The 24855-nt window shown below is 47.1% G+C and carries 18 protein-coding genes; 4 read left to right on the top strand and 14 right to left on the bottom strand.

The genetic code is table 11. From position 1 onward, the window contains the following. Positions 1–83 precede the first annotated feature (83 nt). Complete coding sequence (locus ACO6VG_RS24730; protein ID WP_422134754.1) at positions 84–1337, bottom strand: hypothetical protein; 1254 nt, start codon at positions 1335–1337, stop codon at positions 84–86. A gap of 202 nt (positions 1338–1539) precedes the next feature. Here ACO6VG_RS24730 and ACO6VG_RS24725 point away from each other — a divergent pair, with 202 nt between their 5' ends. Beyond that, positions 1540–2820 carry a DNA polymerase Y family protein gene (locus ACO6VG_RS24725; protein WP_422134753.1) on the top strand — a complete coding sequence of 427 codons (1281 nt, stop codon included), beginning with the start codon at positions 1540–1542 and terminating at the stop codon, positions 2818–2820. 23 nt (positions 2821–2843) lie between these two features. Here ACO6VG_RS24725 and sctU read toward each other — a convergent pair whose 3' ends face one another. From sctU to ACO6VG_RS24680, 9 genes are all read right to left on the bottom strand, one after another. Further along, positions 2844–3899: a type III secretion system export apparatus subunit SctU gene (sctU, locus tag ACO6VG_RS24720; protein WP_422134752.1), complete on the bottom strand. Its 1056-nt coding sequence runs from the start codon at positions 3897–3899 to the stop codon at positions 2844–2846. After that, on the bottom strand, positions 3896–4687 hold the full coding sequence (sctT, locus tag ACO6VG_RS24715) for a type III secretion system export apparatus subunit SctT (protein ID WP_422134751.1): 792 nt from the start codon (positions 4685–4687) through the stop codon (positions 3896–3898). Before sctT ends, sctU begins: the two co-directional genes overlap by 4 nt. Positions 4688–4701: 14 nt before the next feature. Continuing rightward, positions 4702–4965, bottom strand: coding sequence for a type III secretion system export apparatus subunit SctS (sctS, locus tag ACO6VG_RS24710; protein WP_317145607.1), 264 nt, complete (start codon positions 4963–4965; stop codon positions 4702–4704). A 9-nt stretch (positions 4966–4974) separates the two neighbouring features. Then, positions 4975–5634: a type III secretion system export apparatus subunit SctR gene (sctR, locus tag ACO6VG_RS24705; RefSeq protein ID WP_422134750.1), complete on the bottom strand. Its 660-nt coding sequence runs from the start codon at positions 5632–5634 to the stop codon at positions 4975–4977. A 30-nt stretch (positions 5635–5664) separates the two neighbouring features. After that, complete coding sequence (gene sctQ / locus ACO6VG_RS24700) at positions 5665–6690, bottom strand: type III secretion system cytoplasmic ring protein SctQ (RefSeq protein WP_422412121.1); 1026 nt, start codon at positions 6688–6690, stop codon at positions 5665–5667. Between the two features lie 67 nt (positions 6691–6757). Then, complete coding sequence (locus ACO6VG_RS24695; protein ID WP_422134748.1) at positions 6758–7492, bottom strand: type III secretion HpaP family protein; 735 nt, start codon at positions 7490–7492, stop codon at positions 6758–6760. A gap of 27 nt (positions 7493–7519) precedes the next feature. Further along, entirely contained in the window at positions 7520–7981 is a 462-nt protein-coding gene (gene sctO / locus ACO6VG_RS24690; RefSeq protein ID WP_422138631.1) for a type III secretion system stalk subunit SctO, read from the bottom strand. 5 nt (positions 7982–7986) lie between these two features. Next, on the bottom strand, positions 7987–9318 hold the full coding sequence (gene sctN / locus ACO6VG_RS24685; protein WP_422476117.1) for a type III secretion system ATPase SctN: 1332 nt from the start codon (positions 9316–9318) through the stop codon (positions 7987–7989). A 110-nt stretch (positions 9319–9428) separates the two neighbouring features. Continuing rightward, the gene (locus tag ACO6VG_RS24680; RefSeq protein ID WP_317145613.1) at positions 9429–9926 is read right to left on the bottom strand and encodes a type III secretion system chaperone; all 498 of its coding nucleotides are present in this window, start codon (positions 9924–9926) and stop codon (positions 9429–9431) included. Between the two features lie 235 nt (positions 9927–10161). Here ACO6VG_RS24680 and tadA point away from each other — a divergent pair, with 235 nt between their 5' ends. The 3 genes from tadA to purL all read left to right on the top strand — a co-directional run bounded on the left by tadA (position 10162) and on the right by purL (position 15721). Continuing rightward, positions 10162–10662: a tRNA adenosine(34) deaminase TadA gene (gene tadA / locus ACO6VG_RS24675; protein ID WP_422476115.1), complete on the top strand. Its 501-nt coding sequence runs from the start codon at positions 10162–10164 to the stop codon at positions 10660–10662. Between the two features lie 111 nt (positions 10663–10773). Then, positions 10774–11076: a hypothetical protein gene (locus ACO6VG_RS24670; RefSeq protein WP_422134744.1), complete on the top strand. Its 303-nt coding sequence runs from the start codon at positions 10774–10776 to the stop codon at positions 11074–11076. Between the two features lie 739 nt (positions 11077–11815). Continuing rightward, positions 11816–15721: a phosphoribosylformylglycinamidine synthase gene (purL, locus tag ACO6VG_RS24665; protein WP_422476113.1), complete on the top strand. Its 3906-nt coding sequence runs from the start codon at positions 11816–11818 to the stop codon at positions 15719–15721. A 70-nt stretch (positions 15722–15791) separates the two neighbouring features. Here the strand turns inward: purL and ACO6VG_RS24660 are convergent, their stop codons facing one another. The 4 genes from ACO6VG_RS24660 to ACO6VG_RS24645 all read right to left on the bottom strand — a co-directional run bounded on the left by ACO6VG_RS24660 (position 15792) and on the right by ACO6VG_RS24645 (position 24846). Next, complete coding sequence (locus ACO6VG_RS24660; protein ID WP_422476111.1) at positions 15792–16109, bottom strand: hypothetical protein; 318 nt, start codon at positions 16107–16109, stop codon at positions 15792–15794. 152 nt (positions 16110–16261) lie between these two features. Next, positions 16262–17719 carry a dGTPase gene (gene dgt, locus ACO6VG_RS24655; protein WP_422412110.1) on the bottom strand — a complete coding sequence of 486 codons (1458 nt, stop codon included), beginning with the start codon at positions 17717–17719 and terminating at the stop codon, positions 16262–16264. 517 nt (positions 17720–18236) lie between these two features. Next, positions 18237–19499, bottom strand: a complete 1263-nt coding sequence (locus tag ACO6VG_RS24650) for an SGNH/GDSL hydrolase family protein (protein ID WP_422476109.1) — start codon at positions 19497–19499, stop codon at positions 18237–18239. A gap of 190 nt (positions 19500–19689) precedes the next feature. Further along, positions 19690–24846, bottom strand: coding sequence for a hypothetical protein (locus tag ACO6VG_RS24645; RefSeq protein WP_422476107.1), 5157 nt, complete (start codon positions 24844–24846; stop codon positions 19690–19692). Between the last annotated feature and the right edge of the window lie 9 nt (positions 24847–24855).

Genomic DNA, 24855 nt, shown 5'->3' with positions numbered 1-24855 from the left:
ATTATCCGAAGTATTGATAGAAAGCTGGAGGAAGATGTATTCCTTTTTTCAAAAGCTGCTTAATGACCGTCTGGTTAGCAGACCTAACGATCTTTCTCCAGTATTTGCAGCCCACCGCCTGAAAGGTTATGGAAGAAGGTGTCTCCGGGAACAATATCCACCCGACAGCGGGCTTCTTCCGGCAGGCTCTTCAGTAGCAGGTCTCTGTTTTCTGCCTTTTCCAGAACGTCGGCAGAGAACTCTCCCAGGATGACAATAGGGTGTTCCGGACTCTGCCCCGGATAATATTCGCTCTGTTTGATGTTGATAATAGTGGCCAGTTGCTCAATAACCTCATGGAAAAGGTCTTTCAGTTGAGTTCGGGCCTTGTCATAGTTGCTGCGGCTCACTGCATGCTGACCGCTGAGATAATCCTGACGGTTGCCGTCGTTGTAGATCTGGCTGACCTGGTAACCCAGAGTATTGATACCTGTGCGACCCCAGCGCTTCATCATGGCATAGGGATCACCTTTGTATTTACCATATTCCTGCACATAGTCGCTGGCGAACAGGGCCTGATGGATTGGCTGTGACGCCATATAGGGAAGATAACTTTTGTTTTTGCAGGGTGCAGGGCTGAACCAGGCGTTCTGGCTGGCCTGGCCAATATTCCAGTAACCCCCCGCCATACTCAGCCATTTCGGCAATCTGGCAGACCAGGGGGTGATCTGGCCGTTTTTGACCTGGTAAGGCACCGCTATTGTGGTGGCCTGAATCAGGTCGAAATGTCTGCTGGCTTTATGGTTTCTGTGCAACCAGCTTTTGGCACTGGCGGCCATCAGGGTATGGTCGCCCACCAACTTTACGTTTTCCACCATCATCCCGTGTTCCCTGAACAGAGCCTTTGCCATACAGGTGAAGTAAGCCTCCCGATTTTGACTAACCGGGCAGTTTTTAGTCATCAGAGATCGATATTTTGAGAGCTGGCCTGGTTCAGGTGCTGGCTTTTGGCGATAGAAATCGTAGCCAGCGATACCAATAACGAGATCCGTGCTGCTGTTGGGCGCCAGCTTCGAGTGTTCCAACATGTCTTTTAATGCGCTTTCCAACAGTTTTAGTGGCGATTCGTTGAATGCGATATTGCCGGGGTCTTCGGCCAGATGAGCATCTTTGCCTGAAGATGCATAACCTGCAAAGGCAGGCGTTTCGATGCCGGTGTGAGCAACGGCCATCCGGGCGTCGAAATTGCTTACGTAGACCGTGGTGCGGTATCTGGCCGCCAGAACGGCTTCGTTGAAGCCGAAAAAGCTGAACAGTGTCAGTACGATTTGAAAGACGATCCTTGCGTGTTTGAACATGGCTACTTCCCCGTGTGAACCAATGTAGAGCTGATCGTACGAGATTCAGACAAAGGCTTGCATAACATCTCTGTCAGCAGTGCTGACGAAACCGGAAGACCTTGTAAAACTGCACTCATACGCCTCAATTCACACGTTTACTCCCCTGTTTCCGGGGCAATAAAAAAAATCAATCAATGAGGGGCTTGTCTGGAAGCTTCAGGTGAATAATACTGTATGCATGAACAGTATTTCTGTAAAAGACAAGCCCTGGCCCAGAATGATTGCGCTGGTGGATATGAATGCCTTTTTTGCCTCCATTGAGCAGCTGGATCGGCCTCAATGGCAGCAAAAGCCGGTGTGTGTCACCAATGGCCGAACAGGGACTTGCATCATTACCGCCTCCTATGAGGCCCGTGCCCGGGGCATCAAAACCGGGATGAGGTTGCGCGAGGCCAGAGGGTTGGCACCTGACCTGATCCAGGCACCTTCCCGGCCTTATCGTTATGCCCAGATTTCTTCCAGCATTATGGCAGCTCTGGAAAGCATCACGCCGGAAATAGAAGTCTTCTCGGTGGACGAGGCTTTTCTCGATCTGACCGGCTGTCAGTCGCTTTATGATTGCCCGGTGGCCGAGATAGGTCGAAGGATCAAGGCGTGCGTTTTTGAGGCTTCCGGCCTGCTCTGTTCAGTAGGGATCAGTGGTGACAAGAGCACCGCCAAGTGGGCAGCCAAGCAGCAGAAACCGGACGGACTGACCATTGTCCACCCCTATCAGGCTCGTGAAACCCTGTCGAATGTGCTGGTTACTGACCTGTGTGGCGTAGGGTCAGGCATTGGACGTTACCTGGCTCAATACGGGGTGCATCGCTGTGGTGATATGCAGAAAGTGCCCATCAGCGTGCTGGGCAATCGTTTTGGCAATCTGGGTAAACGTATCTGGCTGATGGCCCAGGGCATGGACCCGGAGCCACTGCATAAAGAAGTGGGCGTGCCCCAGAGCATCGGGCATGGCAAGGTGATTCCGCCCAATACCCGGGATAAAACCATCCTGAGAACCTATCTGTTGCATATGTGTGAAAAGGTGGCTGCCCGCCTCAGACGTTATGACTTTGAAGCCCGGTTGTTTGCCATTGGCATGAATACGCCCGGAGGCTGGGTCAGCAAAAAGCTGAGGACGACAACCCCGACATCCGATGGCGATCAGATCATGGCACTGGCGGACTTTTTTCTGGATGTCTATTGGGATCAAGGCGAGAGAAGTCAGGGCGTGCATCAGGTACACGTTGGAGCCCTGGACCCTCAACCCAAACATAGGCAGAGAGAGCTGTTTACGGAAGAAGATGCCAAAAAAGAAAAACTGCTGGCGACTATTGATGAGGTCAACCATCGTTATGGAGAGTTCGCTCTGTGCAAGGCCCTCTTGCTGAATCGCTCGGAAATGCCCAATGTTATCTCACCGGCCTGGCGACCAGCGGGGCCCAGAAATACTTTGGAGAGTTGACTGGACGTTTGACAGGCTCAATCTCAAGACTCGTCTGAGATGCCCTGTTTTTCCTTGAGATCTTCTACCCATCGGAAGACTTCTGCCACCGGTTCAATCAAATCGCTGGGGATGTAACTGGCAATGTCTGTATCAAACAGGGCGTGAGCCAGGGGGACATTCTCCATAACGGGGATGCCTTCCTTATCGGCAATTTTCACAATAAAGCGTGCACGCCCACCCCGACCTTTAACCGTTACCACGGGCAGTGGCGTCACATCCTGTTTGTAGTGCAGGCCGATCGCCAGGTGAGTCGGGTTTTTGATCACCACGTCTGACTTCTTGGTGTTTTCTGCTTCGTTGAGAATCTCCTGGTGGATTTCTTTTCGTTTACCTTTGATTTCAGGGCTACCTTCCATCTCTTTATGTTCGCGCTTGACTTCATCCTTGGACATTTTATTTTCTTTAGTAAACTGCTGCTTCTCGAAAAGATAGTCCAGCACAGAAATCACTATGAAAGCCGCAATGGCATAGATCATCAGTTTTTTCATCAGGACCCCGACAACAGGAAGAATACAGTCACTACCACAGTAGGGGAGGTTGAACATATCAGCGAGGCTGTTTCTGATAACGAAATAAACAACGATGGAAAGAAACACAATCTTGATAACAGACTTGAAGAATTCCACCAGGTTTTTGATGGCAAAAATGCGCTTGAATCCGGCAATGGGGCTGATCTTTTTGAGGTCGGGTTTTACCGATTCACCGGCCAGCAGAAAGCCAAACTGCATGATGTTGCCTATGATGGCAGACAGCATGGATACCATGACCAGAGGTAGCAGAAGCTCAATGGATTTTTCAAGAATGCCCTGTGTGACAATCTTGAAAGCGTCCTGAAAGTTTTCGTTATAAACCGTTGCCGGGAGGATCACCATTTCCTGAATGGTCGTGAGGTAAGTATCGCTCATAAACCAGAGGGTGCAGAACACAGCGATAATGCCAAAGGTGCTGGAGACTTCCTTGCTCTTGGCTACCTGACCTTTTTTGCGGGCGTCACGCAGCTTTTTCGGAGTGGGTTTCTCTGTCTTTTCAGCACTCATTTCCAGAGCTCTCCCAGGGTTTTAAAGACCATGGGAATGCCTTCGTCATGTTTTTTGGCCAGTTTCAGAATCGTGCTGACGTAAATCACCAGGATGGCTGCCGCGACACCGGATTTGATCGGCATGGCGAGAATAAATACGTTAAGCTGAGGGGCTGAGCGGCTGATCAGGGCGATACCAAATTCTGTGATAAACATCGCGATAACGACAGGAGCAGAAAGCCACATGGCCAGGCCAATAATCAGGTTGAACTGATTCAGGAAAAAAGTGGAGGCTTCAGGGTTCAACCTGGGATAGAAACTGAATACAGGCCATACCTCATAGCTGATGAAAAGACTTTGCAACAACAGCAGGAATAAGCCGCTGGTCATGAAAATGGCGGTAAAGGCCTGGGAGAACAAAACACCCATGGGTGAAGTTTCGGCACCGGACAGAGGGTTCAGGGCGCTGGCCATGGAAGCACCCCGCTGGTTATCAATGAAGAAACCTGCTGATTCCAGTGCCCAGAACGGGATGGTGATACAAAATCCGATAATGGCTCCGATAAACGCTTCTTTCAGGACAATTCCGGCAGTGGCATAAATGGTGATGGTGTCATCGGGTTTGTGTTCTGCCAGCATAGGATGGAGAAACAGGATCATGCAGGCGCATATGCCATTTCTCATCATGGCACCCCCCAGCATGCGCTTGTGCAGGAAAGGAATCAGAGTGAACAGGGCAACAATTCTGGGCGTGCCCATGGTAAATACATAAAACCACTCTTTTAGCTCATCTATTGGGATGACCATGACGGATTATCCGGTTAGAGGTCTGGGATTTTGTTCATGATGGCCAGAGAGTAATGATAAATCTCAATGCCCAGCCATCGGGCAGTAGCAAAGATACTGATGATGACGGCAATCAGCTTGAAGGCGAAGGGCAGGGTTTGTTCCTGGATCTGAGTCAGGGCCTGAATCAAACTGATCAGCAGACCTACGCCAGCCGCGGCAATGATAGGCGGCATGGATAAAATCAGAGTCAGCATCAGCGCCTGGGCTGTGAGCTGGATGATGTCCGAATCTACCATGTTCTTTTCCTAGCCATAACTTAATACCAGCCCCTGAATTAAACGGGTCCAGCCGTCCAGCAAGACAAACAGGAGCAATTTGAAAGGCAAGCTGATGGTCATGGGCGAAACCATCATCATACCCATGGCCAGCAGGATGTTTGAGACGATCAGATCAATGACGATGAAGGGCAAATAGAGCAAAAAGCCAATCTGGAATGCCTTGGTCAATTCCGTGATACAAAAAGAGGGCAGCAGCACAATCAAGTCATCGCCCGAGAGTTCCTGCTGGTATTTTTTTGGCCACAGAAGGCGTGCCGATTTCAGAAAGAAGTTACGCTCATTTTCGTTGGTGTTGTCTTTGAGAAATTGCTTGTAAGGGGCGCTGGCGAGCCTGACAGACTCGATCCAGGAAAGATCCTCAAAATTAATTTTTTCAGGTTCCAGCAACTCATAAGACTCATAGCCTATAGGTGCCATGATATAGAGTGTCAGGATAATGGCCAGGGCGTTCATGGCAATGTTAGGTGGAATCTGCTGGAGACCGGTGGCGTTTCTGAGAATGGAAAAAACCACCACCAGCTTCAAAAAAGAAGTGCCCATGACTGCCATGAATGGAATCAGCGCCATCAGTGCCAGTGGCACCATCAAATAAAATGGGCTGGTTAAATTCAGAATGCCGCTTTCCATGGCGGGAACCTGCTTTAATCGATGTACTGCTTAGGATTCAGTCTTACCCGTCAGCTCTGTGATCCGGGCTCCGAGTCGGCCTTCAATTTCTACCAGCTGACATCTACCAATGAGTTGGCCATTGGCTCTGATCCTGACCGGTGCTTCTATGGGGTTACTGAGCTGGAAAACATAGCCTGGCGACAGGCTTTGCAGTTCTGCGAATGTCAGTTGTTGCTCACCCACTTCGAACATCAGTGTCACTGGCAGGTCGTGAAGATCAACAGGGCCTGCAGGTGCTTGAGGAGCTTCACCTTCCGGCATAGGCTCTTCATACCCTGTGTACCCCTGGTCATAATGTTCTTCCATAGCCTGAAGCCTCTGTGAAATAGTGACCCGGGTATCCTCGAGAGTGCCCAAAAAAGCAACATTCTGTTTGATTCCTACAATCACCTCTGAGTCACTGACGTGTTTTTCCAGAAAAACAATGTCACCTTCTTCCAGGTCATTGAGTTCACTGCGATTCAGTAAGGTGCTGCCTTTTTGCAGGGTTACCCATAAAGGTATATCGGGCAGCGAGGTGGATTGATGAGGCGGAATTGACTTCAAGAGGTTCTCTATTACCTCGGAATACTCAATCTGTATAGTTGAGCGGATGTTTTCGGCTTCAAGATCCACTGCAATGAGAGGAGCGTCTGTCGGCTCTGCAGGTTTGAGATGACTGAGCGTGACAGACTGACCTAACATCTGACCCAGGAAATTAAACAGGGGGGTCAGGCTACTGGCAATAGCAGCGTCACGAAGGCTTTCGGGCAGTTTTTTAATGATTTGATGGTCGAGTTTTTTGGGTAGAAGAAAATCCAGAACCTGTCGGCCCAGGTAGAGTTTGCCGGTGTAACCCGCCAGTTCCAGATCAGCCTGCCAACTGGATGTCTGGTGACCAAGACCGGCAAGGGAGACAGTGAATTCGATAGCGTTCAGTTGAATCTGGTAGCGGGCTTTGCGATGACACAGGAGTTGCCCCAACTGAAGCTCGGTGGCTGATATTGTTTCAAACTTCAGTGGTATCGCTTCCATTCGTGTTTATCCGCTCTTTTGGGAGTCCCTGTCGGAATTAACCGCAGTAGGACAGTCTTAAGTCCGACTAGGAATCATTGTCTTCCTGATCTTCTTCACCCACGTACTCCTGTTGGGAACGACCGTCATTCTGTTCGTTGCCATCACCAGACAGGTTGATGTTGACCTGAACTTTTTCGCCCAGCTTTTCCAGATTCTTCATCAAGCTGGCTTCGTTGGCTACCAGAAAGTTGTGGGAATCTGCTGAGGAGGTATTCATGGTGACCTGCAGTTCACCAGATACTCTCTGAATGCGGATTTCCGTGCCCGGCAGAATATTGTCTTTCAGAGTAATTCGAACTTCGGCACCCTGGATAGCGTCTTTTGAAGACACCATGATTTTATCAACCAGCTTGTTGATGACTTCATTGATCTCTTTGGGGCCAGTGACCGCCTGGATGCTTTTCAATTGAGTTTCTGAGGCCTGCTGAGTTTCCCTGACCTGACCGATCACATGGTCACTGCCGTCAAGCATAGACTTCATGGCACCTTCTTCCTGACCTTTCTGACCTTCACGACCACTACCCTGATCTTTAAACTTGCCTTCCAGGGCTTCCTTGGCACTTTTTCTGCGTTCTGCCATCAGGCTTTCAAGACTTTGACCGTCTTTGGATTCCCCTTTGGCGCTTTTCGGGTCTTCCTTCTTTTTCATCTTTTTGGAAAAGTCAGAAGCCTGATCCTCAGACACCTTCTGGCTCTGATTCTGGGTAGGCTGGTTGTTGTTATTCTGCTGAACATTCTGATTAGCGTTGGTGGGCTGCATAATTGGCCTCCTTGCGATCTGTAGACCCTAGGATTTCGGGCGAACAGTAAATTCTTCCATTTCCAGGTCTTCGAGGCGAGCGGCTTCTTTTGCGGCTTCCTGGTCCTGAACTTTGGTAAACTCTTCAAACTTTTCCACAGCCTGCATGGCTTTCATATGATCTTCACGGGCCTGTTCAAGCTGCTCTTTGGCCTTCTCGACATCCTGTCTGGCTTCGTTGATGGCCTGTTCCAGCAGTACATCCTTTTCACGCATCCTGGCTACATTGGCTTTCAGCTGATCCAGTTCGTTCTGCTTTACCTCGGTATTGATAATGTTATCGTAGAGCCTTTGTTCTTCTTTACAGCGCCAGTCAATGTACTCTTCCAGTTCCTGCTCTTTGTTTTTGACTTCCAGCTGAGCCTGTTCCAAACGGTATTCACACTTACGCACCTGGTCCTGAGCAGACTTTTCACGAATCTGCTTAACCTTGAGAAGTTCGTGCAGCATTCAGATCAGACTCCAACGACGTGACGCAGCTGCTGGATGGTCGTGTCATAGTCATTGAATTCGTCGGTGCGCTGCTTCAGAAAGGTTCGTATGGCGTCTATTTTTCGCAAGGCTTCATCAGCCACCGGATCTGAACCCGGTTTGTACTCACCGACCTTAACCAGCAGTTCAATCTCATCAAACTTGGCCAGAAGTTCCCTGAGTTTGCCCGCAGCGGCTTTGTGCTCTTCCGGGGTGATGGCATTCATGACACGGCTGGCGCTGGATAGAACATCAATAGCAGGGTAATGGTTAGCGGCAGCCAGTTTTCTGGAAAGGATAATATGACCGTCCAAAATGGATCGGGTTTCATCCGCTACCGGTTCAGTCATGTCATCGCCTTCTACCAGTACTGTATAGAGCGCCGTGATTGAGCCTGTATCTGACATACCGGCACGTTCCATTAACTTGGGAAGCGTGGCAAAGACCGAAGGTGGAAAACCCCGGCGGGTAGGTGGCTCACCGGCTGCCAGTCCTATTTCACGCTGGGCACGGGCAAAACGGGTGACGGAATCCATCAGCAGCAGAACTTTTTTGCCTTTGTCTCTGAAATACTCTGCGACAGCCGTGGCGGTATAGGCAGCCTTGGCTCTTTCCATGGAAGATTTATCCGAAGTGGCAACGATGATAACGGACTTCTTGACGCCCTCCGAGCCGAGATCATGCTCAATAAACTCCCTGAGTTCCCGTCCCCTTTCACCGATCAGCGCAAGCACGGTGACATCAACCTCAGCGCCTTTCACCAGCATTGAGAGCAGCGTACTCTTACCGCCACCAGCGGCTGCGAAGATACCCATACGCTGTCCTTCTCCGCAGGTCAGGACACCATCCAGAACTCTCAAGCCCAGAGGTAAGGGTTTATCAATGATCTGGCGGGTCATCGGGTCAGGGCTGTCGGCATAAACCGGATACCAGGTTTCAGGTTCCACGTCTTCGAAGGCTGCCGGATTCAGAGGGTTTCCCATACCATCAAGCACGTGACCCAGAAGATGAGAGCCAACGCCCACATGGTGAACCTTACCTGTAGGAATTACTTCTGTCGTGGAGGAGATACCCATGATTTCACCCATGGGGGAGAGTACTGTTTCGTGACCCTGAAAGCCTACCACCTCGGCATAGCTGGTTTTGTCATCGTTTGGAGTCACCAGCTCACACAACTCGCCAATCTTGACACCGGGAACCGCCGCCTTGATGATCATGCCCTGTACTTCGGTAACACGGCCACGAATATCTAATAGCCGACTGCTTTCAACCGCATTTTGAAGCGCTGAAGTGAGGTAGTTAAGTGCTTCGGCCACGATCCCTGTCTCCTCTGCCAGTCGTTGCTTTTGTCGCCCTATAGGGTTTGATCAGCTAGAAAGCAAAAGAGGGCTGAATAAGCCCTCTTTTTTGATGTGTTGATCAAGAGTCAGACCATCATGCCCATGTCTCCGGGTCCGCCAGGAGCGGTGGGAGGGGGCTTTGGGCCACTATCTTTAGGTGGGGCAGTCCCATCGCTTTCCGTATTATTCACTTCGGAGATCACCCACTCGAGCGTGTTGACGAACTTCTCCAGAGTGGATTCAAAGTTACCGTAGTCCGATGAAGCCTGCATAGAGCGAATCAGCAGAATTTCAGACTTGTCATGGTTCAGGGCGTGGAAGGCACCCTGCATACTGTGATGCTGAAGGTTGAGTGACAGGAGCTTTTCATACAGGCTGGTTTTGGCGTCGTCGTGAGCGTCCATGGGTTTTACTGAAGAAACGAATACCAGAGCTTCGTCTTCTTCCAGGTATTCCATGTTTACGATCAGGGTGTCATCAAAACAGAGACCACAGGCATCGTGTTCATTCAAGCTGAGCTCACCCAGACCGATGCTCTCTGCAAAATGCTGTATATTCTCTTCTACATTTTGCTTGTAACTCATTCGAACAGACCCTCCAATGGTTCTTAGTCAGAAACTGAAATAACGATAAGTAACTTTCAGTATATATCGCTCTTTTGTCTTGCGTTGGAGAATTCCTGATTACCTGCTCTGGGGAACTCCAAGACCCGATTAGAGTTTTTATCGGTCAAAGTGACGAACGTCTGTATACTTGTTTCAACTTTTTTTAAATATTCAGCTCATGGCAGTTTTATTCCCTGAGTAGTGAGATTCTTTTTTGGTAGATCAAAACAGTACCGATAGCCTCTGGATGCGCGAGGCCCTGAAGGAAGCAGAAAAAGCCCGGGAAAAAGACGAAGTTCCGGTCGGGGCCGTTGTGGTCAGGGGAGGCGAAATCATAGGTCGAGGGTATAACCAGCCCATCAGTGGCTGCAATCCGGTGGCCCATGCCGAGGTGCTCGCCTTGCAGGAAGCGGCTGCCACTCTCAACAACTACCGGTTGGTGGATTGTGAACTCTACGTGACTCTTGAGCCTTGCACCATGTGTGCCGGAGCAATTATCCATAGTCGGGTAAAACGAGTGATCTTTGGTGCTCTGGAGCCCAAGGCCGGGGCTCTGGTCAGTCAGAACCGGACTTTAGAGCTGCCCTATGTGAACTATCGGGTGGAAATGACTCCCGGAGTCCTTGAAGAGGAGTGCAGCGAAATCATTTCCTCTTTTTTCAGAGCCCGACGTGAGGCCAAGAAAGCAGAGAAGAGGCGCTTGAGGTTGTGCTGAGATGAAACTTTTTATTAAGAGGGACTGTCCTAGAATTAGCCTTTCATTGAAAGAGCAGCCCAAATCCTGACTTTTGGGTGAACTTATCTTTGTGAATAGGAGTACATTTTGATGAAAAAACTTATTCTGGCGATCCCACTGGTTGTAGCACCTATCATGGCTGCTGCAGAAATACGAGAAATTGAACGAAAGCTATTGAGTGATTGGGACTCAAGAACCATGACAAGTTATTTTGACACAGTGTCTGAACAGTACTGTCTGCTGGTTGTTGACCCTAAACATTCGATTTTGGATTGCAAACCTATCCATAAGTTTTCAGAGCGGGCTCAAAGAAACATTCTTGGCAACATGTACGTACCAAAATCCTGCGTTGGCGAAAGCGGAGTTTCTAAAGGCTATTGTCCCAAAAACTGAATTTCAGTGTGTTAACCCGGACGGAAGAAATACTCAGTTTACATTTATCTCTGAAAGTACACTCAAGCTGCATTTTTAGCAAAATCGTCGTAAACCCTCGCCCAATCGAGGGTGTCGCAAAAGGGTATGGTCAGCAGGATATATCAAGATCGTCGTTCCCGCGCAGGCGGGAACCCACCACGAGCAGTGGATCTCCGCCTTCGCGGAGATGACGGTTTGAAGCTTGAAGCGTTTTAATTGACCTTTTGCGACACCCTCAATCGGGCGGGGATATAAGACGGGAACGCAGAGCGTTCCGGTTGAGCATTTGTGTGTAGTTGGTTATATTTTCCATCGGTCTGTCTCTATGCAGAGACTCACGGTGACGAAAATCAAGCACTGTTAACAAAAAATTAAGGCAGAGACAACTGCCCAACCGCCCTTGAAGAACCAGACGAGCCCATACCTGAGTGACCCGTTAAGGCTGCGGCAAATCAAACAAAAGACCAATAAATAACCGAGGGGCACCCGGTTACTGCTGATGGAGGCTTCTGTGTAAGTCCAGTCGCTATAGGCTGGTTGTAGCCTGTGAAGTCAGAAGCCTCGCCTGACAAGGCGGGGAGTGTCACAGATAGATGGGAACCATTGAAGGGAAAACCTGCCAAGATCCATAGATCAATCACTGGTTTCCATACCTGGGTTTCGATTATCATAGCGCCCCTGATTATCTCCCTGAGTCCAGTTGAGGACAGTTTTTAACATGCTCATTTTGCGTGGTGCTCCGGCTCTCTCGCCGTTTCGTAGCCAAAAGCTGCTTGAAACCCTGCAACACAGGATCCCCGAAATTACCGGTGTTTTTGCTGAATACCAGCACTTTGCCCGGGTCGACGAGGCATTGTCCGACCAGGAATTGAAAGTTCTGAAACAGCTGCTGACCTACGGTCCCCGGATGCAGGAAGGTGAGTGCTCAGGCACTCTGTTTCTTGTCGTACCCCGTCCAGGCACTATTTCCCCATGGTCCAGTAAAGCCACCAACATTGTTGAAAATTGTGGTCTCAGCAAGGTTCACCGTATTGAGCGCGGTCTGGCTTACTATGTGTCTGCCGAAGAAGGCCTCAGTGAACATCAGAAAGAAGTGGTATCCAGCCTGATTCATGACCGCATGACCGAGGCTGTGTTGGCCGATGCCAGAGAAACAGAGCTTCTCTTTGCAGAAACCGGGCCAGCGCCCCTGACCCGTGTGGATATTCTTGCAGGCGGGCGTGAGGCCCTGGTTGCCGCCAACCAGTCCCTTGGACTCGCTCTGGCAGAAGATGAAATCGATTATCTGGTCACCAGCTATGAGGGGTTGGACAGGAACCCCACTGATGTTGAGCTGATGATGTTTGCCCAGGCTAACTCCGAGCACTGCCGCCATAAGATTTTTAACGCGACCTGGACCATTGACGGTGAGCGGCAGGATCATTCCTTGTTCCAGATGATCCGTAATACCCACACTATGAACAGTGAAGGTGTGCTCTCGGCCTATAAAGACAACGCCTCTGTTATTGAAGGCTCCAGAGCCGGGCGTTTTTTCCCGTCTCCTGAAAAGAAAGAGTACCAGTATCATCAGGAAGACATTCATATCCTGATGAAAGTGGAAACACATAACCATCCAACCGCCATCTCGCCCTGGCCCGGTGCTGCTACCGGTGCTGGTGGTGAGATCCGTGATGAAGGGGCTACCGGTCGAGGCTCCAAGCCAAAGGCGGGGCTGACCGGTTTCTCCGTATCCAATCTGAATATTCCCGGCTACAAACAGCCCTGGGAAAAAGACTACGGCAAGCCGGATCGGATCGTGACTGCCCTGGATATTATGCTGGAAGGTCCTCTGGGTGGTGCAGGCTTTAACAACGAGTTTGGTCGTCCAAACCTTTGCGGTTACTTCCGTACCTTTGAAGCCACAGCCAAAGGCTCTGCTGGCGAAGAAGTGAGGGGGTACCACAAGCCCATCATGCTGGCAGGTGGTCTGGGTAATATCCGCGCCGCTCATGTTGAGAAAGCTGATATTCCCGTTGGCGCCAAGCTGATTGTTCTGGGTGGTCCGGCCATGCAGATCGGTCTGGGGGGGGGGGCAGCCTCTTCCATGACTTCCGGTGAAGGTCAGGAAGATCTGGATTTTGCCAGCGTTCAGCGTGGTAACCCCGAGATGGAGCGTCGTTGCCAGGAAGTGATTGACCAATGCTGGCAGCTGGGTGATGAAAACCCCATCGTCTTTATCCACGACGTGGGTGCGGGTGGCCTGTCCAATGCGCTGCCAGAACTGGTCAGCGATGGTGGCCGTGGTGGTCGCTTCCAGCTCAGGGATATTCTGAATGATGAGCCAGGCATGTCCCCCCTGGCGCTCTGGTGTAATGAATCCCAGGAACGTTATGTGATGGCGGTAGCTCCGGAAAATATGGAGCTGTTTGAAGCTATCTGCCAACGTGAGCGTTGTCTCTATGCCGTTGTGGGTGAAGCCACCGAAGAGCCAAACCTGCTGGTGGAAGACAGCCACTTTGATAACAAGCCAGTGGATATGCCTCTGGATGTTTTGTTGGGCAAGCCTCCCCGCATGCATCGTGATGTGCAGGCAGAAACCATTCAACAGGATGCACTGGACCTTTCCGGTGTGACTCTGGAAGAAGCGTCTGAGCGAGTTCTCAAGCTGCCAACCGTCGCCAGCAAAAACTTCCTGATTACTATTGGCGACCGCTCTATTACCGGTCTGGTAGCCCGTGAGCAGATGGTCGGCCCATGGCAGGTTCCTGTTGCTGACTGTGCGGTCACCGCTGCTGCTTTTGATACCTTCACAGGTGAAGCCATGTCCATGGGGGAGAGAACCCCTCTGGCTCTGATCAATGCGCCTGCGTCAGGTCGTATGGCGATCGGTGAAGCGATTACCAACATTGCCAGCACCCGTATTGGCAAGCTGGGTGATATCAAACTGTCGGCAAACTGGATGGCCGCTGCCGGTCATCCGGGTGAAGACGCCAAACTCTATGAAACCTGTAAAGCGGTTGGTATGGAACTCTGCCCGGAACTGGGTATTGCTATTCCTGTAGGCAAGGACTCTATGTCCATGCGCACCAGCTGGAAAGATGGCGATGTAGAAAAGAGTGTTACCTCGCCTCTGTCGCTGGTGATTTCGGCTTTTGCTCCCGTAACAGACATCCGCAAGACCGTTACGCCAGAGCTGCGCACCGATAAAGGTGAGACTGATCTGTTGCTGGTGGATCTGGGTCGTGACCAAAACCGTCTGGGTGGTTCTGCTCTGGCACAGGTTTATGGCCAGATTGGTGATGTGGCGCCTGATGTTTCTTCTGCGCAAGACCTCAAAGGGTTCTTTACTGCCATCCAGCAATGTCTGGAAGAAGACCTGCTGTTGGCTTACCACGACCGTTCAGACGGTGGTCTCTTTACCACATTGGTTGAGATGTCCTTTGCCGGTCACACCGGAATTGAGGTGAATCTGAATAAGCTGGCGGGCGATGAAGCGGCCATTATCCCGGCCCTGTTTAACGAAGAGTTGGGCGCCGTTCTGCAGGTTCGTCGTGCAGACAAAGGTAAAGTTAAGGATATTCTGGCTGGGCTGGGTCTGGCTTCCTGCGTGCATACCATTGCCTCTCTGAGACCGGATCAGCGCATCAACTTTGTCTTCAATGGCCAGCTGGTCAGTAGCGAAAGCCGGGTTAAATACCAGCGCTGGTGGGCTGAAACCAGCTATCGCATGCAGGCTCTGAGAGATAACCCTGAATGTGCCCGTCAGGAATTTGATAACCTGCTGGATGACGGCGACACAGGTTTACATGCCTCTTTGCCGTTCGACATCAATAGGGATGTTGCTGCTCCATTTATTGCCACTGGCGCCAGCAAACCTCAGGTAGCCATTCTGAGGGAGCAGGGTGTTAACGGTCATGTGGAAATGGCAGCGGCTTTTGATAAGGCTGGCTTTCAGGCAGTGGATGTTCACATGAGTGACATTCTTTCCGGTCGCCGTAACCTGACAGAATTCAAAGGATTGGTAGCCTGTGGCGGTTTCTCCTACGGTGACGTTCTGGGTGCGGGAGAAGGCTGGGCGAAATCAGTGCTGTTTAACAGCATGGCCCGTGACCAGTTTGCGGCTTTCTTTGATCGTCCGGACAGTTTTGCCCTGGGTGTCTGCAATGGTTGTCAGATGCTGTCCAATCTCCATGAATTGATTCCGGGTGCAGAGCACTGGCCACACTTTGTCCGTAATCAGTCTGAGCAGTTTGAAGCCAGAACCGTGATGGTCGAAGTCCAGCAGAACAAGTCCATTCTCTTCAGAGGTATGGAAGGTTCCAGAATGCCTATTGCGGTGGCTCACGGTGAAGGCTACGCCGAGTTCAAAAAGGCTGACCAAATCCGGAAACTGTCTGCCAGTGGTCAGTTGGCCCTCAGATACGTGGATAATCAGGGACGGGCTACCGAGCGTTACCCCTACAACCCTAACGGTTCTGCTCAGGGGATCACGGGCCTGACTTCGGCTGATGGCAGGGTGACGATTATGATGCCTCACCCGGAGAGGGTATTCAGGGCGGTTCAGAACAGCTGGTATCCGGATACCTGGGGTGAAGATTCACCTTGGATGAGAATGTTCAGGAATGCCCGGGTCTGGGTTGATTGAATGTTGGGCGAGTAGTAAAGCAATTGATTAAGCTGGGTACTCAATGAGTATCCGGCTTAATCACTAAAAATCAGTTTTTGGGACAACTATCCGAAGAGGCATCACACGCGCTAGCGCCAGATTTTGGTACATAGGCGTCGCCGAGAATGTTTCTCTGTGCTTGCTCTGAGAGTTCATGGACACTTTTGCAGTGCATAAGCGAATTATATCCACTAGAAACCTTATCTAAAACCACCAGACAATATTGTTGAGAAACTTTGTCAAAGTAGTTTTCAATGACCCTGTCGAACCACGGATCCCTAAACGTTTGCCAGTTTGTTCGTTCTACTTCTGCACCAACCATGGTAGACGCTGCAGCCAACAGGACTGCCAGAATGAATTTTTTCATAGAATTTACTCCTTCTTTAAATAGTCAAAGATCAGTTCACCAGAAAGTCAGGATTTGATTTGAATTTTTAATGAACGCTTAATTGTTAGACATTCGTTCTAATAAAGAGTTCCAGTGAGAGGCTTGAACAATGACGACTTATGCTTTTTGACTCAGATAGCAGAAAGAGTTTGAAACTCGGTTAACACAAAGTGATCGGTCATCCCGCTGACGTAATCAATCAATAATCTTGCCCGGTAATACCATTCCAGCTCATCCTGTTCTTGAGCGGAGTAACTGCTGCCAGGCAATGATTTCACTGCCCGGTGATACGCCATTTTATGTTTGCCAGAGAGGCGGTGGTAAAGACGTTGCTCGATAAAATGTCGGCTGGAATCTTTTTCAGTAAGACTGGCAAATTCTTCACGGCTCAGCTCCAGCAAAGGCTGGAAAATATCCATCAGTCCCATCAGGGCAGAGTAGCCCCTGAGTTCCGGAGTTTCTTTCTCCATGCTGGTAAAGACATAGCGAATAGCGACGGTTTTCAGGGTCTGCAGTGCCAGATGCTGGTCGGACTGGCCGTCAATCAGAGGCTCATCGAGCGTCCCGTCAAAGATCGCCTGATGCTTTTGCAGATAACGATTTGCAGCATAATCCACCAGATCTCTTACCAACCGGGTGCGCAGCCGGATAATAAATTCCTGCTTGTTGTTGCCGGCTCTCTTGACCGCAGACTCCATGATATTGGGCAAATACTCGTTATATTCAGTAAATTCCTCCCAGACTTCATAGAGACTGAAGCGAAGATCGCGGAAAGAGAGAATCCCCTTATCGACTGCATCTTCCAGATCGGCAATGCAGTAGGAAATATCGTCGGCGGCTTCCATGATATAAACCAGAGGGAAGCGACAACCTTCATTGATAGCCAGATGCTGCCAGATGTCACGGACCAGAATGGCTTCGGAAAAGAAGTAACCCGGCTTTTTCTTGCGATAGGCATCGGGTGAGCCTTTTTCGGGTCTGGGCTCATAGGGCGTACGGGTGTATTTCATAAGCGCGCCCATCTGGGAATAGGTCAGGTTTAGATCCTGAAGGTGATGAATAATTCTTAACGCCTGGGCATTGCCTTCGTAAATAGACAAGTCTGGCAGCAGGGTTGACTCCAGTAAGGCTGACCGGGCTTTCTGACCTTTGCACGCTTTTTCATAACATAGCCCGGCTTTATCCTGCATCCAGCGGCTGATAGCCGCCTCGCCAAAATGACCGAATGGAGGGTTGCCAATGTCGTGCATCAGGCAGGCCATTTCTACCAGATTTATAAAAGCCGTGTCCTGATTGTCTAATCCCAGCGATGTTAATTGGCCGCTTTCTGACAGGCGCTGCAGAATCGTCTGTGCCAGAAAACGACCGGTTTGTTGCACTTCCAGAGAGTGCGTCAGGCGACTGCGAACAGCGGCATTGGTTTCCAGAGGGTAAACCTGAGTCTTTTGTTGCAGCCGACGTATGGCCGCTGACTGAATGATTCGCCCCCGGTTGCTTTCTGTTTCAGTTAACAGGTCCCGATCCGGTTCGACAGAACTGAGTCTTGGGCGAGTGCAGGTGAGTTTAGTCAGATAGTTCATGCTGATCATAGTCGGCAGGATCTGTTTGAAGGTGAGGTTTGACCTGGCTCTCTATAGGCTAAAAGCCAGCAGGTTAAGGACATAGGGTTTTAGCCAAAGGAATGAAAGGGAATATTATAGATGCTTTTCAAGCAACAGCCGTTCAAGATTGGACTAGGAGGCTGACCGAGAATAGACTGCCCTACTGCGGCGGCAGCAAATTGGTCTGAAAATCCGCTTTTGTTCGTCAAATAGCTCGCTATTCTCCTCACAAAACCGAATTTTCATCCTCAATTTTCTGCCGTCCTCGCTACGGGCGCTATTCTCGGTCAGCCTCCTAGCAGCCTGTCGGACTTAAGACTGTCCTACGCGGCAACTGCTCCTGCGTTGCTCTAGCTCCTGCATCCATGCAGTCGTGCGGCGGCAGCAAATTGGTCTAAAAATCCCTGTTTCTTCGTCAAATAGCTCGCTATTCTCCTCAGAAACAGAGATTTTTATCCTCAATTTCTTGCAATCCTCGCTACGGACGCTTAAGTCCGACAGGCTGCTAGAATTCTGCCGGACATCGCCCTTCAAATATCAACTGAACATATTCCCGCTCCAGATAGCCTGGCTTGCCGGTAAAATAATGCAGCAGCAGATCGTCAGCAAGCCTGCGATCTATCTCCGGGCACTTCACTTCATAGTTGAGCATAGACAGCATTTTGCAGTTAAAGTTGAATATCCAGTTCTGTACCGTACTTGATGGATGAACGGAATCAACATAAAAATGATCACTGCGGTTTTTGCAGGGGCTCGCCTTGTGACTCTCGCAGATATCTACCTGGGCATTATCAGAACAGCCTCTGAAGGTGACATCGAGACAGGGGGTTTCAGTGTCAACATCTTGCTGGCGGGCATGTTCTAACAAAATGTCAAACATTCTGTTGTAATCGAAAAACAGGAGTAACAGGTCAGGATACTGTCTTTTCAGCCGAAAAAACGCTTTCGTAGCCAATCGGTTATGATTGACGATCACCTCACGTACTTCCTGACGATCTTCTGAATTGCGCAAACAGGGGGTTTTAGTGACATCGGGAACCGTTCCCCAGAAAATGGTTCTGGCTCCATGGGCATAGAGGTTTTCAATAGCCGCTGACAGCTTGGCAACCACCAGACGATAATTCCAGTAACGGTTGAGATAATCATTAGCGCCACCGGCTAACATAAAAATCTGATCCTCAGAAAAGGGTGCATGATGTTGCACAAGGTGATTTATCTGTTCCTCGACCGAACTCAGAATAGGCTTTCCACCTCTGATGCTATTGGTGAGAAAACTGATATTGGCCAATTGACTTTCACCAAACAGAAACGACCAGAAAAAATCCGTTAACACCTCTGAAAAACCGACCACCGTACTGCCACCATGTGACTGATCGACAAACTCGGTTTTATTGGAGGTATTCAGATAAAGGGCTCTGGCAATAAGCTCTGGTGCCATCAGATCATCACAAAAACGCCCTCCATGATAATTGGCACCCGGTATGGCACCACAGAAACTGCCAAAAATAAAGCCCGGTAACATACGACCGCTCCAGGGATAAAGTGACATTTGACGTTCATTCAGTGTACCGTTACCTGTAAGGAATCGACTGTAGTTATAGAAATTACCCGAATCAACGCTACTGTCACCCACCACAAAGACATTGCTGACAGGTTGTGCCTCCTGCGAGCAAAAACGTTCGGTGAATTTGGGATAAAAAAGTTTTTCATACGCCAAACCGGGTAACGACAACAGCAGTAATACCAGACCCAGCCAACTACGAATCATATTGAAACCCTAATAGAGCAGTTACTAAAAAGCTGAGGATTATAGTGGATTACTCTCCCCGTGCGGTTGTATTAATCTTTATTTTGGCCCTGTTGCCATGCAAAAGCCGATAAAGCTACTTTAAAATCCCGGTTACCAGCTTTTTGGTAAGTTTTTCGATACTCGCTGTAGGATGTAGGAGGTTGTTAACTTACTGAGTATTGGTGGGTGTGACTGAAGTGGTAGAGAATGCCCCTGTGATCCTTTGAATCATCAACGATAAGGGGTTGTAATCCTGTGAAGTCTTAGGGTCAGTCTCGTTGGTTGAAACAGAAGAAGCAGAATCAAACTTTATTCTTTTATCATTTCCATCGATAGAAATTTCTTCAAAAGTCTCATCGAGCTGAGCGATTTGTGGCGAATCAAGTTCTATATTCCGGTCGGGAGCAATCCTGACTGCCGCATCAAAGTGTTCCAGGAGAGCCTCTGAATTGGGGGTGTGGATAAGATAAGCTGAAGACTGATGGGAGTCTGTCAGAGTTTGGGAGACGAAGAGATTAGCTTGATCGAAATTTTGCTTTAACAACAAGTGTAAAAGCATTGCTCTTTGACTTTCAGAGAGATCGGGAAATGTGTAATTGCTGTTTTGCAAAAGCATAACCAAAAGGTTAGGAGCAAAAACTACCCAGCGATTCAGGTCATAAATCTCGTGATGAGACCCATGGTGACCTTGTGTAATCACCGGGAACCAGACGCCATGTGTCGGCACGAGCAGTGCAATAAGCTGTGAATCGCCAAATTGTTGCAATCTGGCTAAATCCGATTGAGCGAAAGAGGCCGAATCAGTAATGACATTGTTATCGAGAACGGCTGGAATAACGTCAGTATCAATCCCCAATAATAACTCAAGCTCTTGCATTAGTTTTTCCTTCTCAGGATGAGCCTGAATCGTGGAAAAAATCTGTCGAAGGTTATAATCGATAGTTTGCCTTATTATTTGCTGGTTCCAGTCGCCTGCTTGTCCTGATCGCCCACTCCGGTTGAATATTTCTGCAATGGACGAGTACATACAGTTACCATCGCCATTAATTTTTATCAGTTCAAAACTGGTTTGAATCATTAACAATAAAGGGTCGTTATTTTCTAAAGTCTCACTGTCAGTCTCATTGGCTGAAACCGAAGAGACAGAACCGGACCTCATTTGTCTATTATTTTCATCGTTGGAAAGAGCTTCAAAAGCCTCATCAATCTCCATATTCTGAGGCGTGACAATGTTTACTGCTGCATCAAAGTGTTCCATGGTAGTCACTGAACCGGGGTAGTGGATAAGATACGCTGAAGCCTGATGGGAGGCTGCCAGAGTTTGAGAGATGAAGCGCTTGGCTCGATCGAATTTTTGGTTTAACAATAACTGTAAAAGTGTTGTCCTTTGACTTTCAGAGAGATCTGGAAAGGTATAATTTTCGTTTTGTAACAGCATAGTCAAAAGGTTGGGAGCAGAATCAATCCAGTATGTCAGGTCATAAAACTCTTGATAAGGTCCATCGTGACCTTGTGTAATTATCGGGAACCAGACACCCTGTGTAGGTACTAGCAAGGCAATCAACTGGGCACTGGCAAATGGTTGCAATGTGCTTGACCCAGACTGTGCGAAAGAGGCTGATTCAGTAATGACATTATCATCGAGAACCGCTGGAATAATGTCGGCATCGATCCCCAATAACAGCTCAAGCTCCTCTATCAGTATATCCTTGTCGGGGTGATTTTGAATCATGGAAAAAATCTGATGAAGGTTAAAGTCTATAATCTGTCTTATTGTTTTCTGGTTCCATTGTCCTGACGGTTCATATTTGTTGAAAATCGCTGCAATTGACGAATACATACAGTTATCATCGCCATTAATTCTTATCAGTTCAAAGCCCTCGGGGACGGGGTTATGATGAGAATAGTAGGGTTCATAAACCTGTGTTTTGGGGTATCCCTTTTCCATCTTTCTATATAATTGCCCTGCTTGTTCTCTGATGCGTTTGTCTTCAATCATACAGACTTTATGAAAAGGCCTTATCAGCGGTTCTTTTGTTTTTTTAGTGCTTCGGTTTGTATGACGTCCTTTCCCTCGTATGGGATTTTCAGTTTCATAAACTTCACCGCAATGGCAGCAGGTTTGTCTGAAACCACCTTGTCCATTTGGAACATTAATCAGAATCCTGGGAGTATTTTTTCTGAATAAAGAGATTAATTCATTAGTTTTTTCTTTACTGAAAATATCCGATTTTTGTTCTGTTTTTTTTAGAAAAGCTTGCAATGAAGCTTTTATATCTTTATTTGTTGTTCGACTTACGGTTTTTTTCAAAACACTTAAGGTGAACTTATTTAAAAAAACGTTGTTTTCGAAATTAAAACTATCCGGGTAATGTCTTGCGGAAGGGAGCAAGTGACTGAAAAAAAGTGGGATAGGGTTTTTTTTACCATCAATAATTTTACGCATGCCCTTGATAATAATCTGAAGATTTTCTAACTCGTTCTGATGAAAAACGAAATCGAAAGCCTCTTTATAAAAAGGAGTAAAGAGGGTTTTTGTAAAAAGGAAATCAACAATTTGTAACACATTAAAAGCTAAAGCAATACCTTGTTTGTTGGAAGTGTAAATGTCCTCCAGGCCAAATTGCTCTGGTTTTTTTGTAATTTTTTTGACTATACCAGAACTTCTGTCAAATTCGTTACAGGTAATTGACCTTACACAGACTTCAATAAGATAGTTTATAACAATACGATACATAACCTCTACTTTATCTGGACCATTGATTTTTGAGACGTATCTCAGACTCGGAACCAGGTGCCCAACAAAAAATCCCAAATCTTTGATGACTTTCTCATCAATATTGCCACTGATAACACACTCAAAAAAAATGTAGTTTTCCTTGGCAATTGAATAATCTTCATGACTTATAAGGAGAGACATCTGAACTCTTTGCAGCAATAATTCCAAATGGGTCTGAGAGGGCAACCAATCATCGTTCTGTGGCGTTAATAATGCTTTGGTAATAATGTTATTACCCAGGTTTGAAACGGAGGCTTTTTTGAGATTGTTTGGTATTTTAAATTTATTTCTTGATAAGTCATACATTGACAACAAAACAAATTTTTTTTCAACGTCTGACATATCATCTTTAATAGTGGGTATCCAGATATTGGCAAAACTTCCATACTGAGTTCCTCCTCTATAACGTTCTGTTGTCTTTTGTGTTTCTAAAGGAAAAATAAGCTTGTATTGATAAAACATAGTATTAGCTTTTGCCAATTTCTTTTTTACAGCTAAGTGTATTTCCCATTTTATGGGTTTAACTACCTTGCTTTTTATGGGTTTACCTATATCGTTATTTATGTGTTTGCCTTTATTAGCTGTGGTTTTGAATTGGTAGCTTTGGTTATGTTTCTCATTATACGTCAGTTGACGAGGATTTTCCGGAACATAATAGGTAACAGAACTGGCTATGGCATTTTCAAATGCTGGCCTTTCATAACCAGGAACTCTAACAATTATCGTGATGATGTTATTTTTTATTTTTCCTTCCTTTTGTTCTTTTTTATTCTTTTTTATATTTCTCTTCCTTAAATTATGTAAAACCTTTGGAAAATTATACTCATCCAGTTTTTCATTCTTATAATAAACAATAGGTTTAACATTTTCTGGTATTTTAAATCCCGACTTCTTCCTGGCCTCATTTATTAGATTGTCAAAATTTCTTATCGAAGTATAAGTGGATTCTACAATCTCAGCCTCATTGTGCATTTCAACAGGAATAAAAATATCTGTCCCTAGTGATAATGGTTTCTCTGAGTTATCTAGCTCATCATCAATAACTAAATAATCAAAATCTGGGTCTTCTCCATCTTTTATTCTTTCATTCACACTTCTTTTTATCTTGTTGTAATCCGTTTCTACATAAACAGAATTGTTGTTTTTTTTTGCCAGAGTATTAACTTCGAATATTTCATATGTGATAAGAAATTGGGTGCTTGTTAGAGACCTGATCTCTGAAAGAATACCTTCAAATTGAGGAGGTGTTAGATACCTGGTCTTTGAAAGAATACCTTCTGATCGTATATCGAAATCGGCTGTCAGAAAATTGATGGTATTTAAAATCTGCTCCTCTACAGAAAAGTTTTCAGATCCATAGCGAACACGTCCGGAAGAATGAAACCACCACCATTGATCAAAGCCTTCATAGATTTTGGGAGGCCCTTCACTGACTCTTTGAGAATTTTTATAAGTCTGCATCAGGCAAAGATTATGGCTATAAAGATAGGATACCTTTGGTGCATATTTAACATAAATGACTGGTCCTTCGTTGCCAATATTGTCGAAATAATACTCTATCCTGAAAAATGCATCTTTCCACCAACCATAAGGTGCTACAAAATCCAGTGTTACCATAAACATATTTTCTTCATTGATACTGAATTTAAATTTCTTTGGGTACCTCTTATTAAGAAAATTTTGAAGTCTATCAATAGCGATATAAATCTCTCTGGCTCTGGATGCGGAATTTCTTTTGGGTGATATTGGGTTAGGTTTGAATTTTTTTAAGGGAACTGTGTGAATTATTTTATCTCCATTCTGTAAGTTTCCTTTCCGAATAATATTGACATGGGTCAAGATGAATTCTCCATTGCGTAGCAGATGCAATGACCGGCAGTTTGGACTGCGTTGCATGTCTATTTCATATTCAGGATGGTTGACTGAATATAGCGATTGAAGATTAAAGTCTTTATTTTTTTTGGCTTTGATAATGCGCGTTATTTTTTTTGCACAATTTCGGTCTTCAAAGAACAGAGTTATCAATTCCATGTCCGCTGTGGGCGTTTGCTCAGCTCTTTCTGATAATAATCTGTCTATATAGTCTTCAACAACACGGACTGCCCTATTAATTTTATCAAGTGTTAATCGGTCTGAATTTATTATTGTTGTTTGTTTGATAGATTCTACTTTACCATAATGGATCATTGCCTGAACAAGATTAAACGTCCTTAACAGGGTGTAAGGTATGCCAAACTTGGTCGTATTATGATTAGCCTTAACCCCCATTTTCTTAGCCAATTCTCTATTTTTGCTTTTAAAAAAATTATTTCTTTTTCTTCGATTAACGCCTGACATCACTTTATCAATGTAAAATTTAGCTTGCACATACAAATTTTTTTCTTTAAGTACTCGATCAATTTCTTCGTACTCGTGAAAAGTAAGTTGTTTTAGTATACTTTTTTGATCTTCGTTTATTGCAAGAGCACTCCCTGATATAAGGTTTATTGATAAAAAGATAAGATGAATACTCTTTTTACTCAATTTGGCTAACGCAGTAAAAACCATACCTGGCGA

The sequence above is a fragment of the Endozoicomonas sp. ALB032 genome (assembly GCF_049310125.1).
Taxonomy (GTDB): Bacteria; Pseudomonadota; Gammaproteobacteria; order Pseudomonadales; family Endozoicomonadaceae; genus Endozoicomonas_A.
Note: the sequence above shows the minus strand (reverse complement) of the source record. Positions and strands in the feature narration are given on the sequence as shown.